Annotated in this window: 12 protein-coding genes, 1 tRNA gene and 3 pseudogenes; 14 read left to right on the forward strand and 2 right to left on the reverse strand. The window is 73.8% G+C overall.

From position 1 onward, the window contains the following. Positions 1-73: 73 nt before the first annotated feature. The 3 genes from ACWDX7_RS02985 (at position 74) to ACWDX7_RS02995 (ending at position 2,243) form a co-directional block, all read left to right on the forward strand. Entirely contained in the window at positions 74-352 is a 279-nt protein-coding gene (locus tag ACWDX7_RS02985; protein WP_451488652.1) for a DUF6412 domain-containing protein, read from the forward strand. 170 nt (positions 353-522) lie between these two features. Then, on the forward strand, positions 523-1,263 hold the full coding sequence (locus ACWDX7_RS02990) for a hypothetical protein (RefSeq protein WP_451488542.1): 741 nt from the start codon (positions 523-525) through the stop codon (positions 1,261-1,263). Positions 1,264-1,385: 122 nt separating this feature from the next. After that, positions 1,386-2,243, forward strand: a complete 858-nt coding sequence (locus ACWDX7_RS02995; protein ID WP_451488541.1) for a fumarylacetoacetate hydrolase family protein — start codon at positions 1,386-1,388, stop codon at positions 2,241-2,243. 128 nt (positions 2,244-2,371) lie between these two features. Here the strand turns inward: ACWDX7_RS02995 and ACWDX7_RS03000 are convergent, their stop codons facing one another. After that, entirely contained in the window at positions 2,372-3,559 is a 1,188-nt protein-coding gene (locus ACWDX7_RS03000) for a Gfo/Idh/MocA family protein (protein ID WP_451488540.1), read from the reverse strand. A gap of 56 nt (positions 3,560-3,615) precedes the next feature. Between ACWDX7_RS03000 and ACWDX7_RS03005 the strand changes: the two genes are divergently transcribed. The 9 genes and pseudogenes from ACWDX7_RS03005 to ACWDX7_RS03045 all read left to right on the forward strand — a co-directional run bounded on the left by ACWDX7_RS03005 (position 3,616) and on the right by ACWDX7_RS03045 (position 12,106). After that, positions 3,616-5,142: an ROK family protein gene (locus tag ACWDX7_RS03005; protein WP_451488539.1), complete on the forward strand. Its 1,527-nt coding sequence runs from the start codon at positions 3,616-3,618 to the stop codon at positions 5,140-5,142. A gap of 377 nt (positions 5,143-5,519) precedes the next feature. Beyond that, positions 5,520-5,791, forward strand: a pseudogene (locus ACWDX7_RS03010) (helix-turn-helix domain-containing protein); the annotation flags it as partial. Positions 5,792-6,239: 448 nt separating this feature from the next. Beyond that, positions 6,240-7,004 carry a hypothetical protein gene (locus tag ACWDX7_RS03015; protein ID WP_451488538.1) on the forward strand — a complete coding sequence of 255 codons (765 nt, stop codon included), beginning with the start codon at positions 6,240-6,242 and terminating at the stop codon, positions 7,002-7,004. Between the two features lie 143 nt (positions 7,005-7,147). Further along, positions 7,148-7,758 (forward strand): annotated as a pseudogene (locus tag ACWDX7_RS03020) (FAD-dependent oxidoreductase); the annotation flags it as partial. Positions 7,759-7,761: 3 nt separating this feature from the next. Continuing rightward, positions 7,762-7,890: pseudogene (locus tag ACWDX7_RS03025) on the forward strand (2-aminoethylphosphonate ABC transporter substrate-binding protein); the annotation flags it as partial. Positions 7,891-8,080: 190 nt separating this feature from the next. Next, on the forward strand, positions 8,081-9,637 hold the full coding sequence (locus ACWDX7_RS03030) for an alkaline phosphatase family protein (RefSeq protein WP_451488537.1): 1,557 nt from the start codon (positions 8,081-8,083) through the stop codon (positions 9,635-9,637). A 117-nt stretch (positions 9,638-9,754) separates the two neighbouring features. Then, on the forward strand, positions 9,755-10,534 hold the full coding sequence (locus tag ACWDX7_RS03035) for an HAD-IIA family hydrolase (RefSeq protein WP_451488536.1): 780 nt from the start codon (positions 9,755-9,757) through the stop codon (positions 10,532-10,534). A gap of 229 nt (positions 10,535-10,763) precedes the next feature. Next, positions 10,764-11,447, forward strand: coding sequence for a hypothetical protein (locus ACWDX7_RS03040; RefSeq protein WP_451488535.1), 684 nt, complete (start codon positions 10,764-10,766; stop codon positions 11,445-11,447). Further along, complete coding sequence (locus tag ACWDX7_RS03045) at positions 11,444-12,106, forward strand: class F sortase (RefSeq protein ID WP_451488534.1); 663 nt, start codon at positions 11,444-11,446, stop codon at positions 12,104-12,106. Before ACWDX7_RS03040 ends, ACWDX7_RS03045 begins: the two co-directional genes overlap by 4 nt. Before the next feature lie 65 nt (positions 12,107-12,171). On the opposite strand, the gene ACWDX7_RS03050 is transcribed toward ACWDX7_RS03045, so the two are convergent. After that, positions 12,172-12,245: transfer RNA gene (locus ACWDX7_RS03050), tRNA-Lys, on the reverse strand. A 221-nt stretch (positions 12,246-12,466) separates the two neighbouring features. Between ACWDX7_RS03050 and ACWDX7_RS03055 the strand changes: the two genes are divergently transcribed. Continuing rightward, positions 12,467-13,795 (forward strand): peptidoglycan-binding protein, encoded by a 1,329-nt coding sequence (locus tag ACWDX7_RS03055; RefSeq protein ID WP_451488651.1) that lies wholly within the window; start codon positions 12,467-12,469, stop codon positions 13,793-13,795. Positions 13,796-13,806: 11 nt separating this feature from the next. After that, positions 13,807-15,726 carry an SPFH domain-containing protein gene (locus tag ACWDX7_RS03060; protein WP_451488533.1) on the forward strand — a complete coding sequence of 640 codons (1,920 nt, stop codon included), beginning with the start codon at positions 13,807-13,809 and terminating at the stop codon, positions 15,724-15,726. Positions 15,727-15,917 lie beyond the last annotated feature (191 nt).

A 15,917-nucleotide genomic window follows, 5' to 3' on the forward strand; every position in this document is an offset into this window, starting at 1 on the left:
CTCGCGGCCGCTCTTCCCACCGTCCGCGCCCTTCCCGCCGTTCGCACGGGCCGCGAAGGCGCTGGCCGTGCTGATGCCCTTGGCGTTCGTGCTGCTCGGTTCCGTCCTGGGACTGTTCCTCGGGGAGAGCGGGCTGGCGGCCGTGGTGGTGGCCCTCGCGGCTACCGTCGCCGTGGGCGCGGAGGCTTTCGCGGCCGCCGCACGTCTCGTACGGCCGGTGCCGCCTCACCGAATACGCACCGCGATCCGTGATCGCGAGCAGCGCACGGCATTCCTGCCGCAGCGCGACCCCGATGCCTCGGGCCGTTCCAGGCCGAGGGCGCCCGGCCGTCTCGTCCCGACGGCCGCGTAGGGGCGCGCAGTACGCAGCCTTCCGCACAGGCTTTCGGGCATCGCCCTGGACGGCGATACGCCCGGGACCGCCTGCGCTGCTGCTGACCGATCACTTTTGTCGCCCCTCGCGGCTCGTCACGCCGAAATGCCTCTCTTTCGACGTTCGAAGAGACCCCCCGGAGGGCCCGCGTGTCCGTTTTCATCCAGCTTGTTGTGGAGTTGAGCCGGCTCCTGGAGCCAGTACTGGCCCAGTCCGCGACCGCTGCCGCGATCGTGCTGTTCACCTTGCTCGTACGGGTCGCCCTGTACCCGCTGAGCCGTGCGGGCTTCCGCGGGGCGACCCCGCTGGCGCAAGGTCTGCCGCTGCTGTTGCAGCTGCCGGTGTTCTTCGTGTTGTACCAGGCGTTCTCCTCGGCCGAGGTCGGCGGGAAAGCCAATGAGCTGCTGGGGCAGCGGCTGTTCGCCGCACCGCTCGGGGCCGGGTGGAGCGGCGCCCTGGCGGAGGGCGGCCTGTTCGGGGCGCAGGGGCTGGTGTTCCTCGGGCTGTTCGGCGCGATCGGCGGCGTGGCCGCCTGGAGCGCGGTGCGGGGGCGGCGGGCGGCCGCGGCCCCGGCTTTGACCTCGGCTGGCCCGGGCGCGGGCGCGCGTGCGGGTGCGGGTTCCGGCGCGCGTGCGCGGACCGGTGTCGGCGCCGGCGTCGGCGCGGGCGTCGTGGTGAGTGCGGAGCAGCAGGAGGTCATGCGCAAGCTCGGCCGCGTACTGCCGCTGCTGTCCTTCGGCACGCTGATCACGGCTGCCCTCGTACCGCTGGCGGCCGGACTGTATCTCCTCACCACCACCGCGTGGTCGGTGGCGGAGCGCGCCTGGCTCGAACACCGCAAGGGGCGCGCGGAGCGGAAGAGCGACGGAGGGGTGCGTTCCAGTCCGTGAACAGGGTCTTGCGGATTGGGATGACTTCTTGGAGGATCGGCCAATCCTCCGATGGCCGCAACCCATCGTCCGGCCCGGGGCATGCCCATGGGCCGACCACCCTCGACCACGGGAGAATGCCCATGAAGCTGCTGCGTGTCGGACCGGTCGGGTCGGAGCGCCCCGCGCTGCTCGACCGGGACGGGACCCTGCGGGACCTGTCCGGCCTGATCACGGATGTGGACGGCGGACTGCTCGCCGACGACTCCGTACTGTCCCGGGTACGGGACGCGGCGGAATCCGGCGAGCTCCCGGCCCTGGACGCGGAAGGGCTGCGCATCGGCGCGCCGGTCGGTCGGATAGGCAAGATCGTGGGCATCGGGCTGAACTACTTCGCCCACGCGGCCGAGGTCGGCGCCGAGCCCCCGGCCGAGCCGATCCTGTTCCTCAAGGCCGCGGACACCGTGGTCGGCCCCGACGACACGGTGCTGATCCCGCGCGGCAGCGTGAAGACCGACTGGGAGGCCGAGCTCGGCGTCGTCATCGGCAGCACCGCCCGCTACCTGGGCTCCGCCGCGGAGGGCCTCGCCCACGTCGGCGGGTACCTGCTGGTCAACGACGTCTCGGAGCGCGAGTTCCAGATCGAGCGCGGCGGCACCTGGGACAAGGGCAAGAACTGCGAGACCTTCACCCCGCTCGGTCCCTGGCTGCTCACCGCCGACGAGCTCCCGGACCCGCAGGTCCTGGACGTGAAGCTGTGGGTCAACGGCGAGCTCAAGCAGGACGGCAACACCTCGGACCAGATCTTCCCGGTCGGGGAGGTCGTGCGGTACCTGAGCCAGTTCATGACCCTGTACCCGGGCGACGTCATCGTCACCGGTACGCCGGCGGGCGTGGCCATGGGCCAGCCGGAGCCGAAGCCGTACCTGCGGGCCGGTGACGTCGTGGAGCTGGAGATCGCGGGCCTGGGCCGTCAGCGCCAGGAGTTCAAGGGCGCGTAGCCGCGCAGAGCCGCATGTAGGTGGTGTGGCTCGTGTGGTCCGTGTGGTTCGCGCAGGGTGTGCCGCACGCGGCGAGGGTGCGGGCGGGGCCGGTGTGCCGGTCCCGCCCCCACCCGTCCGCGTGCTTCCTACGGCGTGTCCGACGCAGCGGCGGGAATCTTCACGATCACCCCGTCGCGGGACGAGATGCGGGCGGCCTCCAGTACGTCGAGGCAGTGCGCGGCCTCGTACGCCGTGACCGGAGCCGGCCCGCCCTCGCGCAGGGCGGCCGCCACCGCCGCGTAGTACGCGGGATAGTCGCCGGGCGTGGTCGGCACCGGGGTACCGCCGCCCGTCAGCGGGGACTCGCCCGAGCCCAGCCGTCCCCACAGGTGCTCCGGTTCCTCGCCCCACGGTGCGCCCGTACCCGGCCGCAGGCCCTCCCGCAGGGCGCCTTCCTGCGGGTCGAGGCCGTACTTCACGTAGCCGGCCCGGGAACCGAGGACCCGTAGCCGCGGGCCGAGCTGGGCGGCGGTCGCGCTGACGTAGAGGTGCGAGCGGACCCCGTTCGCGTGGGTGAGCGCGAGGAAGGTGTCGTCGTCGGCTTCGGCTCCCGGGCGGCGTACGTCGGTCTCGGCGTAGACGCGTACCACCGGTCCGAACAGCACCAGCGCCTGGTCGACGACGTGGCTGCCGAGGTCGTACAGCAGGCCGCCGATCTCCTCCGGGGCGCCGGACTCGCGCCAGCCGCCCTTGAGCTGCGGGCGCCAGCGTTCGAAGCGGGACTCGAAGCGCTGCACCTCGCCGAGCTCGCCGTCGGCGAGCAGGCGGCGCAGCGTGAGGAAATCGTTGTCCCAGCGGCGGTTGTGGAAGACGGACAAGAACGTCCCGGTCCGCTCCGAGAGTGCGGCGAGTTCGCGGGCCTCGGCGGCGGTGGCGGCGAGCGGCTTGTCCACGACCACGGGGATGCCGGCGGTCAGGGCGGCCGTGGCGAGCGGGACGTGGGTCTTGTTGGGAGAGGCGATCACGACGAGGTCGAGGGCGGGGGCGGTGGCGGAGGCCTCCGCGCGGTCCCACAGCGCGTCCGCGGACGCGGCGATGCGGATGTCGGGGAACTCGGCACGCGCCTGAGCCTGCCGGCCGGGATCGGAGGTGACGACCGTGTCGAGGAGGAGTCCGTCGGTGGCGGCCACGAGGGGGGCGTGGAAGACGGAGCCGGCGAGTCCGTAGCCGATGAGACCGACGCGGAGCGGGGCAGAGCCGCGGGCGGTCGGGGACGTGGTCGTGGACGTGGTCGTGGACGTGCTCGGGTTCGTCGCGGGGGCGGTGGCGTTCATGCGAGCCACTTTGGCAACAGTGTTGCCGAAGTGCAAGGAAGGTGGACAATGGGCTGGTGAACAGGGGAGCGGTGGGCAGGGGTGCGGTGAACGCGGGAGGAGCGGGCAGCGGCGGCGGCGAGGGCGGTCGGCGCGGTGGTCGCGGCGGGGTGAACCTGCCGGCGCTACGCGGACACAACGAGGCCCTGCTGCTGGATCTGCTGCGCGGCGCCGGGCCGGCGGGCCTGGGCCGCGCGGAACTCGCTGCCCGTACGGGGCTCACCCCGCAGGCCGTCAGCAAGATCACCGCCCGGCTCGCCGCCGAGGGGCTCGTCGCGGAGGCCGGTCGCGCGCCGTCCACTGGCGGCAAACCACGCACCCTGCTCCGGCTGGTGCCGGAGGCCCGGCAGGCGGTCGGCGTGCACCTGGACCGCGACGAGCTGCGGGCGGTACGGGTGGACCTGGCGGGGCGTGTCGTCGCCGAGAGCGCCGGTCCGCTGGACTTCGGGGCCGGACCGGATGTGGTCGTGGAGGCGGTCGTATGGGCGGTCGCCCGGGTCTGCGACGGGGAGGGACTCGCGCCGCTCCTGGGTGTCGGGGTGGCCGCGCCGGGTCCGCTGGACCACCGCGCGGGCGTGATGGGCCGGGTGACCGGATTTCCGCACTGGGAGGGCTTCCGGTTGCGGGAGGTGCTGGAGGAGCGGTTGGGGCTGCCGGTGCTGCTGGACAAGGACACCAATGCGGCAGCGGCCGGGGCCGGCCCGGGCGCGGGAACCGGAACCGCACGGCGGCCTGGCGGGAGCGGCTCGGGGCTCGGGCGGAGCGATGGGGGCGAGGCCGGGGCTGGGGTTAGGGCTGGGGTCGGTGTTGGCGGTGTCGGCCCGAGCCGTGGTTCCGGGTCCGGGTCCGGGGTCGGTTCGGGCTCCGGGTCCGGTTCGGCCTCTGGGTCCGGTTCGGGTTCCGGGTCCGGTTCGGGCTCCGGGTCCGGTCCGGGCTCCGGTTCTGGTCCGGGCTCCGGTCCTGGTCCCGACTCTGGTTCCGGTGTCGGCCCGAGCCTTGATGCCGGTTCCGGTGGCAGCCTCGGCTGCGCAGCCGACGGGGATCCCGAATCGGATCAGCAATCCGCCCCCTTCGGGGACGGCCCCGACCAGGACTTCCACTCCGGTACCTCGGTGTACCTGCACGTCGGCACGGGCCTCGGGGCCGGTTTGCGGCTGGACGGTGCGGTCTACCGGGGTGCCCGCTCGGCGGCGGGGGAGTTCGGCCATCAGGTGCTCCAGTTGGACGGCCCGCCCTGCCGCTGCGGGGCGCGGGGCTGTGCGGAGGTGCTCTGCCTGGCGGCGGTGGCCCGTGGTGATCTGCCCGGGGCGGCGCGGATCCTGGGGGAGGCTGCGGCCAACCTGGTGGCGCTGCTGGACGTGAACCGGATCCTTCTGGGCGGCCGCGTCGTGGCGGCTGCCCCTGAGGTCTTCGTGGCCGGAGTGCGGGCCGTGCTCGCGGCCCGAGCGCTGACCCCGAACCCGCCCACGGTCGCCCTCGCCGCCACCGGAGTCGCGGAGGGCGCGGCGGAACTGGCCCTGGCCCCCTTCTTCGGCCGCACCTGAAGGCGCGGCCCGTCCCGGTGACCGGCTCCGACCCCGAGCGGTGGCTCGCGGGGTCGGGCTCAAGCGGCGCCTGACGCGCCCGTCCGCTCCGTGCGCCTCGGGCCGGCCGGGATCGCGGCCCCGGGTGAGCGCTGGTTGCGGGGGCCACGTACGAACCGGCCGCCAGCCGCACCGAGCCGCACCGAGCCGCACCGAGCCGCACCGAGCCGCACCGAGCCGCATGGAGCCGCACCGAGCCGCACGGAGCCGCACCGCGAGGCTCCGATGGAGCGGGCTGCATGATCTGCCTTCCACGGGCACCCGGTGAACCGAGCCCCTCGCTAGGTGTATTGATTTGTATTGATCACGAGCACTTTGACACTCGGCAGGTCTTGAACATGGCGACGACCTCCGGTGTCGTGCTGAGCTGTCTAGGAACTCCCCGCACAGAGGTCGAGCGGGTTGCTTCGCGCCGTCCGGTCGCCCACGTGGCCGCCGAGATGGGCATATCGCGGGCGACGGCCCACCAGTGGATACGGCGGTGGCGGACCGAAGGAGAGTCGGGCCGCACGACCGCTCCAGTCGGTCGCGCACGACACCGCACGGGACCCCGGCCGACATCGAGGCGCGAGTCTGTGACCTGCGCCGGGCCGACAGACTCGGGCCCGCCCACAGGGTCGAGGCGGGCAGGGCAGGCCCCGGGCCCGCAAGGCGTTGAGGGTCGGCCCCTGCCGCGCCGCCGCTCGCCACGGGGGCGCCCGGCCGGGAAACCCCGGACCTGGCTGGCCTGCTGCCGCCTCCTGCCGCCGGGCAGTTGGACGGCGTGCACCGGCACGTCAGCAGCGGGCTGAAGCCCGCACCCGCAGGCGCCGGACAGGGGTGCCGGGGGGCCCTCGGGCGGGACGGCGGCTCCCCGGCGGGTGTGGGTGCCGGTGCGGCGCCGAGGCCGTCAGCTCCCGCACGCCCTTGACGCGGTCTGCCGATCGGGCGTAAACCAGAGCGACTCGGGCGGGGCGCGCGACAGGCGGTCCCGCGTGCGTGGCAGGGTGCGCTCAGGACCGGGGTGATTGTCGCCTGGTCCGACCATCGTCCCGTCCGGCGAGCAGCGAAGGTCTTCCATGCGACTGCGCAAAGCCCTTGCCCTCTCCGCCACCCTCACCGCCGTACTCTCCACCGCCCTGGCCGGCGGCACCGCACCCACCGCCACGGCGGACGCCGGGACCGGCGGCGGAGCCCGGCCCGCCCCCGCGCTGCCGTCCCGCGCGCAGGCCACCTGCGGTGACGGCAAGAGCACCGCCTTCCCCATCGGGGCGCGGATCCGCGGCGGACCGGCCGTGTACCGCACCGGTGGCGAGCCGCAGACCTGGTACCTGGACCTGACGAACACCACTGACTCCGAGTGCAAGGCCATCCACCCCGTCGTCGTCTTCACCGACAAGGCCCGCACCCTGCGCCCCGCCCACCTCCGGATGGAGTTCGAGGCGCCGGGCGGCCCCTTCCCCGTCAGCCTGGAGCGATCCGACCGCGACGAGATCATCGCCGTCTTCGACGGCGGCGACGCCTTCCCCGGCTTCACCGTCGGCGCCGGCGGCTCGCGGACCGTGCGGGTCGCCCTCGCCTTCGCCCCCGACGCCCCCGTCGGCGAGGTCGTCGCCGACGCCGCCCTCGTCCAGCGCCGGGGGGACGACGGGGACTGGGTCGGCGAGGCCGGCGGCTACCGGTTCTCCGTCGAGGGTCCGCAGGATGCCCTCGAAGCGGCGTCCCTGGCGCGCACGGGTCACCGCGACTGGGCCTACGCCACCGGCGCCGGTGCGGTCGCCGCCCTGGCCGCCGGCGGCGGACTCCTGCTGACGGCCCGTCGGCTGCGCCTGCCCGCGCGCTGATCCCGGCCCGCACCCCAACCCGCCCGAGCCGCCCCGCGTACCACCGCCCGCTCGCCTCCGCACACCCCCGCGCGAAGCCCCGTACGCACCCCCTCACGCGCCCGCTACGCGCCCCCGTACGAGCAGCTCCGCGCAGCGGCCGCCTCCGGGAGGCCCTGGAGGACTCGGGCCGCTGCAGCTTCCTCCCCGGCCGCGAGGTACGCGAGGTCGTCGCCGCCGCCGCGGTCCGCGACGACCTCGGTGACGTCCGCCACGGCGACGCGGTCGTACTCGCCACCGGCGCCTGGCTGTCCGGGCTGGTCCGCGAGCTGGCCCCTGGCCTGCCCGTGCGCCGCGTCCGGCTCCAGATGATGCAGACCGCCCCGCTCGGCGAGGAGTTGACCACCTCGATCGCGGACGCCGACAGCTTCCGCTAATACCCCGCCTACCGGTCCCCGGCCCTGGACGAGCTGAACGCCGCTCAGGCCCAGGAGCCGATCGCGGCCGAGCACAAGATGCAACTGCTGATGGTCCAGCGCCGGGACGGCGGACTGACCATCGGCGACACCCACGCCTACGAGCACCCCTTCCCCTTCGACACCCTCGAAGACCCCTAGGACCACCTCACGGAGGTGGCCGAGGCCTTCCTCGGCCGCCCCCTGCCCAGATCCGGCGCCGCTGGGCGGGCGTGTACGCGCAGTGCACCGACACCACCCGCGTCGTCCACCGCGAGCAGGTGGCCGACGGCGTGTGGCTGGTGACCGGACCCGGCGGGCCGACCGACGCCAACGCCGTCGAACTCACCAGTCTCATGACCGGTGTCGAGATCTTCGAGCCGGACTGGGCGGACATCGACAAGAACCTCACCGGCTACGTCGACGCTTGGAAGTCGGCGACCGGAAGCTGACTGGTTACGTCCTGGCCACCCATGACCAGGAGGGTGACGCTTGCGTAACCGGTCTGGACCGGCGATATCCACTTCCGGCCCGGTCCGGACGGGTCCCGTCCAGCCGGTCCGGACCGCCCCGGCGCCACCCCCGCACGCCACGTCATGCCCCACCCGCCGCGCCTTCCCCACGAGACTCCCGGAGGAGTACGTGCCCACTGCTGTCCTGCCCGGACGCGCCCTCGCCGTGGCCGCCACCGCCACCGCGCTGCTCGCCACCGCGTTGCTCTCCACCGCCGCCCTCGGCGTCACCACGGCCACCGCGCAAGAGGCGTCGCCCTCGGCCAACACCGACAAGGTCCTGGTCATCGGCCTCGACGGCGCGGTGCTCGACCGCGTCAAGGCCGCCAACGCGCCGCACCTGAACGGCTTGATGGCGCAGAGCCTCACCGCCCGCAGCACGCTGTACGCGAACCCGATGGGCGCCACATCCTCGGGCCCCGGCTGGTCCACCGTCGCCACCGGCGTGTGGCCGGACAAGCACGGTGTGAAGGACAACTCCTTCACCGGCAAGAACTACGCGGCCCACCCCGACTTCCTCACCCGCATCGAGAACGCCAGGCCGGAGCTGAGCACGTACGCGGCCGCCGACTGGGAGCCCATCACCTCCACCGACCAGAACGGCCCGATCTTCTCGGCCAAGGTCGACAAGCGCCTCTCCCTCAAGGGCGACCGCGACGGCTACCGCAACGAGGACCCGAAGATCGCCGCCGCGGCCGCCGCGGAACTGCGCGACCACCACCCGGACGCCGCCTTCGTCTACCTCGGCGAGATCGACGCGGCCGGCCACTCCTACGGCGCCGCCAGCCAGCAGTACCTCGAAGCCGTCGCCCGCGTCGACGCGCTCGTCGGCCGGCTGCTCACCGCCGTCCAGAACCGCCCGACATACGCCCAGGAGAACTGGAAGATCCTCGTCACCACCGACCACGGCCACACCGGCAGCGGTGGCCACGGCGGCTCGACCCTCGCGGAGCGCAGCACCTTCGTCATCGCCAAGGGCGCCGGCATCCCGGCCGGTTCGGTACGCGACGACGTGCGGCTCGTCGACGTCGCCGCGATCGCCCTCGCCCAGGTCGGCGTCAGCGCCCCCGGCATCGACGGCACCGCGCTGCACACCCCGGACGGCGACGCCTTCGACAGTCTGCGCCCGAACCTGCGGGCCCGGGTGGACGAGACCGGCATCCCGGCGGGCATGAAGGGATTCACGCACACCCCGCCGGCGGGCTGGTCCGTGGACAACTCCCGGATGGGCACGGGCGGTGTCACCGAGTGGGCCGGCTGGGCCTTCGCCACCGACGAGTTCTGGAGCCAGTCGCAGCGCGACCAGTGGCGCGAGCTCAATGTCCGCTCCCGTGACGTGTTCGCCGTCGCCGACTCCGACGAGTGGGACGACAAGAGCCACACCGGCGCCTTCGATTCCACCTTGATCACCCCCAAGTGGCCGGTCGCGGGCGGTACCACGGGCACCACGGCGAAGCTGAGCTACCAGACGCACTACCGCCATGAGGCCGGGCAGAGCGCGCAGGTCCTGGTCTCCTACAACGGCGGCGCGGCGTCGGTGGTCAGGTCCTACACCGCCGACGCGGTCGCGAAGACCGAGTCGGTCACGCTTCAGGTCCCGGCGGGCGCCACCGACGTCCAGGTCCGCTTCCGCTACAGCGGGGACAACAACTGGTACTGGACCGTCGACAACGTCCAGCTGGGCTGATGTGTCCGGGCCGTGGACGCCGAACGCGTCCGCGGCCCCGGCCCCGATAGGGTGGTCGAGACCATATATGCAGAGGTCAGCAGAGGTCAGAAGCCACCGAGAGCGGAGAACAGTCCCGTGGGAGAGCGCAAGCCGATCGAATCCTGGCTCACCGACATGGACGGAGTCCTCATCCACGAGGGCACCCCGATCCCCGGCGCCGATGCCTTCATCAAGCGGCTGCGCGAATCCGGCAAGCCCTTCCTGGTGCTGACCAACAACTCGATCTACACCCCGCGCGACCTCCAGGCCCGCCTGGCCCGGATGGGCCTGGACGTCCCCGTGGAGAACATCTGGACCTCCGCGCTGGCCACCGCGAAGTTCCTCGACGACCAGCGCCCGGGCGGTACGGCCTATGTCATCGGGGAGGCCGGTCTGACCACCGCCCTGCACGACATCGGTTACATCCTGACCGACCACGAGCCCGACTACGTGGTCCTGGGCGAGACCCGGACGTACAGCTTCGAGGCGATGACGAAGGCGGTCCGCCTGATCAACGGGGGCGCCCGCTTCATCTGCACCAACCCCGACGAGACCGGCCCCTCCGCCGAGGGCCCGCTCCCGGCCACGGGCGCGGTGGCCGCGCTCATCACCAAGGCGACCGGCAAGAAGCCGTACTTCGCCGGCAAGCCGAACCCGCTGATGATGCGGACCGGCCTCAACGCCATCGGCGCGCACTCCGAGAGCAGCGCGATGATCGGCGACCGGATGGACACGGACGTGCTGGCCGGGCTGGAGGCGGGGATGCAGACCTTCCTCGTGCTGACCGGGCTGACCTCGGAGGCGGACACCGAGAGGTTCCCGTACCGCCCGACCAGGACGGTGGACTCGATCGCGGACCTGATCGACCTAGTCTGATCCGTACGGCCGACACCTGCGGCTGAACAGGGCGGGTCCGTACGGCTGACCGGTACGGCGGTCCGTACGGCAGGTCGTACGGCTGGTCGTACGGCTGGTCCGTACGGCTGATCCTTGCCCGGCGTCGGTGGGCCGGCCGGTACGCCGGTCGGCGGGCCTGACCCGTACGGCGTCGCTCCGGGTGCGGAGCGGCGCGCCGCGCCTGAGTCTCCTTCTGAGGAGGTTCACCATGCGCAGTGTTCGGATCGCTCTAGGTGCCACCGGGGTGGCCGTCACCCTGACGGCCCTCTCTGCCGTGGCCGCGCCCACCGCCCTCGCGGGCGAGGAGAACCGCGGCACGGTCTGGGCCACCCCGTCGAAGGTCCGGCCGGGAGCGCAGATCGAACTGCGCGTCCGCGGCTGCCACGGCACCAACGGCTCCGCCAAGTCCTCCGCGTTCGTCGCCGATGCCGATCTCTCCGGCCGGGACGGCCACGGCAAACCGCTCTACGGCGAGGCGATGGTCAGCTCGCACGCACGGCCGGGCTGGCACCACATCCGGGTCACCTGCGACGGCAGGGAGGGGAAGGCGACCGGCTCCATCGAGGTCGTCCGCCACGGTCCGGACCACCACCGCCCGGACCACGACCGTCCCGATCACCACCGTCCCGACCATGACCGTCCGGACCACCACCGTCCGGACCATGACCGCCCGGACCACCACCCCTCGCCGGTCTGGCCCGTCCACGCGGGCGGCGGCGGCATGTCCGCCGAGCTCGCGGAGAACTCCCGCCTGGCCGCGGCGAACAAGGACCAGGAGCGTGGCGGCCCCACCCTGCCGCACACGCTGATCGGCGCCGTCCTCGCCGCCGCGGCCACGCTGGCCGTCGCGGGCCGGGCGCTGGCCCTGCGCCGCCGCCGCAGCGGCCAATGAACGGGGGCAAGGCCTCGCGCGGTGGCCGGCTGCTCACCTTCGCCGCCTGGTCCGTGCTGGTGCTCGGCCTGTGGCTGTGGGGCCGCCAGCTCACCGGCCTCCCCGGCCCCCTCGTCGGCCAGGCCGGCGGGTCGGCCGCCCCGGGGCTGCCGGCCGCGCACGCCCCGCTCGCCGGAGCCCTGCCCCAGCGGGTCGACATACCGTCCATAGGCGTCCAGGCCCCGGTGATCCCCCGGGGCCTGGACGCCCAGGGCGCGATCGAGGCGCCCCCGTACGACCGTCCCGGCACGGTGGGCTGGTGGGGCGGCGGAGCCCAGCCGGGCACGGCCGGGACGGCGCTGATGGTGGGGCACGTGGACACCCGCTCCAAGCCGGCGGTGTTCTACGGCCTCAGCTCGGCGCGGCGCGGCGACAAGATACGGGTGGTGCGGGCGGACGGCTCGGTCGCCGAATTCACGATCGAGGACATACGGGTCTACGAGCGCGCGGGCTTCGACCCGCACAAGGCGTACGGCCAGCGGATCAGGGGCCGGGCGGAGCTGCGGCTCCTGACCTGCGGGGGCACCTACGACAAGGCGGCCAAGGAGTACACGGCGAACGTGGTCGTCTCCGCGTACCTGACGGGCGCGGGGATCCGGCAGGGCGGCACGGCCGCGTAGCACCGCCGGACGGAGGAACGAAGAAGCCCCTCGCAGCTTTCGCTGCGAGGGGCTTCCTCCGTCTGTGCGCCGCCAGGGACTCGAACCCCGGACCCGCTGATTAAGAGTCAGCTGCTCTAACCAACTGAGCTAGCGGCGCCTGCTGACAGGGAAAACTCTACCCCACCCGTACGGGTGCTCCGGACCAGCCACGCCCGCATTGTCCGATTAACCCATGTTTAGGGTGTTCATCGTGCACGATATGTCTGGCCGTGCCACATCTGATGCCCCGCCAGATGTGGTGGTGGCCGACCAGTGGACGAGCAGGGGAGTGGACGGAACCGCATGACGATGCAGCCTCCGACGCATGAGCCGACGCCGATGCCGACGCCCGCCTTCGAGGAGTACGAGCCCGCGGGCGACTGCGCGTGCCGCGGCTGCGCCCAGCGCCGGCGTACCCTCGCCCGCGGGCGGGCCATACCGCTGCGCGACGGGGGTCACCCCGCCGTGCGGGGTGCCCGCCGGGCGCTGGTGCTCGCCACCGCCGCGGGAGTGGTCCTCGGCGGCAGCGGCGCGGCGGCGGTGGAGATGACCGCCCCGGCCCCCGGGCCCCTGATCCTGGACGACCCGGACACCCCGCAGGGCGGCCGGGCCCCGCTGCACGGTCCCACGGCCAAGCCCGGCGCTCCCGGCGCACCCGGCGCCGTGAAGCGGATCCACCGGGCGACGATCATCAACCGGGCGAAGCGCTGGCTGGACGCGAAGGTCCCGTACAGCATGTCGAAGTACTGGACCGACGGCTACCGGCAGGACTGCTCGGGCTACGTCTCCATGGCCTGGAACCTCGGCACGAACGAGTGGACCGGCAGCCTGGACAAATTCGCCACGCGCATCACCAAGGACCAACTGCTGCCGGGCGACATGCTGCTCTTCCACAACCCGGCGAACCCCAGCAAGGGATCGCACGTCACCCTCTTCGGCGGCTGGGTCGACGAGCGGCGGACGCACTACATCGCCTACGAGCAGACGCCACCCAGGACGCGGAGGCAGGCGACGCCCTACGGCTACTGGAACAACGCCACGAAGTACCTCCCGTACCGGTTCAACGGGATCACGGGCGGGATGGTTCCGGAGGCACCCGCTGCCGAACAGCCGGCGCCGGGCCCCGAGCCGGTGGCCTCGACGGTGTTCCCGGGCGCCGGGAAGTTCGGCCCCGGGCGTGGCAACGAGTACGTCGCACAGCTGGCCGGGATGCTGATCGACCGCGGCGGCTCCCGCTTCTACCCGCAGGGGGCCGGCAGGCAGTGGACCGACTCCGACCGGCTCGCCACCCAGGCCTTCCAGCGCGCACAGGGGTGGACGGGAGCGGATGCGGACGGGATGCCCGGCGCGCACACCTGGCGCCTGCTGGTCCGGCACCAGGGCAAGGACATCCCGCCGACGACGGGCGGCGCGCCGGGGGTCGGAGCCGTCCGCGCCTATCCGGGGGCCGCCGTCTTCCGGCCGGGCACGTCCCACGAGGCGGTCACCGCCCTTGGCCGCCGACTGGTGAAGAAGGGCTTCGGCAAGTACTACACATCCGGTCCGGGCCCCCGCTGGGGCGAGGCCGACCGCCGCAACGTCGAGGCCTTCCAGCGCGCCCAGGGCTGGCGCGGCGCCTCGGCCAACGGCTACCCGGGCCCGGAAACCTGGCGCCGGCTGTTCGCATGACGGAGGTAACGATGTACCCCACGCGCACGACCTCGACGACGGGCACCCTGAGGGTGCTCCCGGCGGCCCCCGCCCAGGCCCCGCTCCGGCCCACGGCTCCGGCGGCGCCGGTTGCGGTGGCTCCGGTCGCGGCGGCTCCGGTGGCCGCGACGGCCCCGGCCGCGCAGGCTCCGGTTTCTGCCGCGCCGGCCCGGGCGGCCGCGACCACCCGGGCCGACGCGGTGCCCACCCGGGCGCCGGAGCCCGCGCCGCCGGAGTTCCCCGCTCCGGCCCCCGTGGCGGAGGCCGCGTGGAGCGAGGTGCCGGCCGCCCGGGCCCGGGCCGGAGCCGAACCGGTGCACGCGCCCGCCGGCGGCGATGCGTACGTACCGGCCCCGGCGGTGGCGCAGGACCTGGAGCTGGACCTCCCGCAGCCGGCCCAGGAAGAGCCGGCCCACGCGGGCGTGGCCACCCTGAGGCTGCGGAGCGCCGGGGGCGAAGCGGCTGCCGATGCCCGGCCGGTGGCCGCCGCCATCCCGCACCCGCAGGATCCGGCGCCGTATCCGCCCGCCCCGCCGTTCCCGCCCGGCCCGCCCACGCCCGTCGCGGTGATTCCGCCGGCTCCGCCCGCCCCGCCCACCCCACCGGCTCCGCCCGGACCGCCGCCCGAGCCGGTGTCCGAGACCGCGCCCGGCAGCTCCGGGGTGCCCGGCCCCGGCGTCGCCGAGATCGTCGCACTGGCGGTGGCGCGCGGGATGGAGCGGGAGGAACAGGACGGTACGCAGGACCTCCCGCCAGTCGCCCCCCGCCCCGCCCCGCGGACCACCCCGCACCTCGGCGTCCCCGTCGGGCCCCGCTCCGGCCCGCCGCGCGCCGCCCCGCACCCCGGCCCCCGCGTCGGCCGGGGCCGCGGGACCGCCGTCACCGAGGTGCCGGCGCACCTGCCGTTCGGCGGCGCGCAGAAGCCCCCCGCCCCAGCCGCCCCGGCCGAGCCCGCCGCCCCGGCGCCCAGAGCCGCCGCCCCCGCCCGCCCCGTACCCGGCCGCCGGGTCCCGCGCGGCGACGACCGCCTCCGGGAGCACCGCGGCCCGGTGCTGCCCGGCTGGATCGGCGTGGTGGTCGGCGGGATCGCCCTCACCGGTTGCGCCGCGGTGCTCTGGCGGGCCGGTGCCTTCCCCGCCGTCCTGGTGGCCGCCTTCGGCGCGGCCCCCCGCGCCTACCAGGGCCTGCGGGCGACACACTGGCCCCCGCTCGCCTTCCTCGGCATCGTCACCCTCCTCGCCCTCGGCGGGCTGGGGCGCGCCAAGACCGGCCACGCCTGGGTGCTCACCCTCTTCGGCCGCTACCGGGGAACGGTCCGGCGTACCGGCCTCACCTGGGTCAGCCCGCTCCTCCTGCGCCGCCGGGTCGACGTACGCCTGCGGCACTGGCGCAGCGATCCCATGCCGGCGGTGGACTCGGGCGGTCTCGCCCTCCAGGTCGTCGTCCAGGTGGTCTGGCAGGTGAAGGACACGGCCAGGGCCACCCTCGCCGTCGCGGACCACGTGGAGTACCTCGCCGAACAGGTCGAATCGGCCATGGCCCGCGTTCTGTCCCAGCTCCCCGCCGACGCCTTCCACGAGGACGCCCCCACCCTGCGCGACGCCGAGGCCGTCGGCGACGCGCTGACGCGGATGCTGGCGGCGGAGACCGAGGCCGTGGGGATCGAGGTGTTCTCGGCGCAGCCGACCCGGATCGAGTACGCCCCCGAGGTGGCCGAGGCGATGCGCCGCCGCCGGGTCGCGGCCATCGACGCCAAGCACCGGGACGCCGTGCTGTCCTCGGTCGTGGACGCGGTCGACGACACCGTCCACCGCCTGACGTCGCGCGGGCTCGTGGAGCTCGACGACTACGAGCGCAAGGCCCTGGTGAAGGACCTCACCGTGGCCTTCTACACGGGACGTTCCGAGTAGCCGCGCCGGGAGCGTACGCAGGACGGGTGGCCGGAAACGACCGGACCACCCGTTCTCCCTTTGGTATGGACAGGGCCAACTCCCGTCCATACTCTGGAACTTGGTCTAGACCTACATCCCCACGGTCTGGGTCTCATCCCCACGCGTGCGCACGCGCTCATCGAACTCCCCCCACGTTCAAGGAGCATCAT

The sequence above is a fragment of the Streptomyces sp. NPDC003034 genome (genome assembly GCF_053591375.1).

Excerpts from the sequence above, each read along its gene's own strand:
- ACWDX7_RS02995 (WP_451488541.1), top strand. The coding sequence starts at position 1,386 with ATGAAGCTGCTGCGTGTCGGACCGGTCGGGTCGGAGCGCCCCGCGCTG.
- ACWDX7_RS03000 (WP_451488540.1), bottom strand. The coding sequence starts at position 3,559 with ATGAACGCCACCGCCCCCGCGACGAACCCGAGCACGTCCACGACCACG.
- ACWDX7_RS03040 (WP_451488535.1), top strand. The coding sequence starts at position 10,764 with ATGCGCAGTGTTCGGATCGCTCTAGGTGCCACCGGGGTGGCCGTCACC.
- ACWDX7_RS03015 (WP_451488538.1), top strand. The coding sequence starts at position 6,240 with ATGCGACTGCGCAAAGCCCTTGCCCTCTCCGCCACCCTCACCGCCGTA.
- ACWDX7_RS03060 (WP_451488533.1), top strand. The coding sequence starts at position 13,807 with ATGTACCCCACGCGCACGACCTCGACGACGGGCACCCTGAGGGTGCTC.
- ACWDX7_RS03045 (WP_451488534.1), top strand. The coding sequence starts at position 11,444 with ATGAACGGGGGCAAGGCCTCGCGCGGTGGCCGGCTGCTCACCTTCGCC.
- ACWDX7_RS02985 (WP_451488652.1), top strand. The coding sequence starts at position 74 with ATGCCCTTGGCGTTCGTGCTGCTCGGTTCCGTCCTGGGACTGTTCCTC.
- ACWDX7_RS03055 (WP_451488651.1), top strand. The coding sequence starts at position 12,467 with ATGCCGACGCCCGCCTTCGAGGAGTACGAGCCCGCGGGCGACTGCGCG.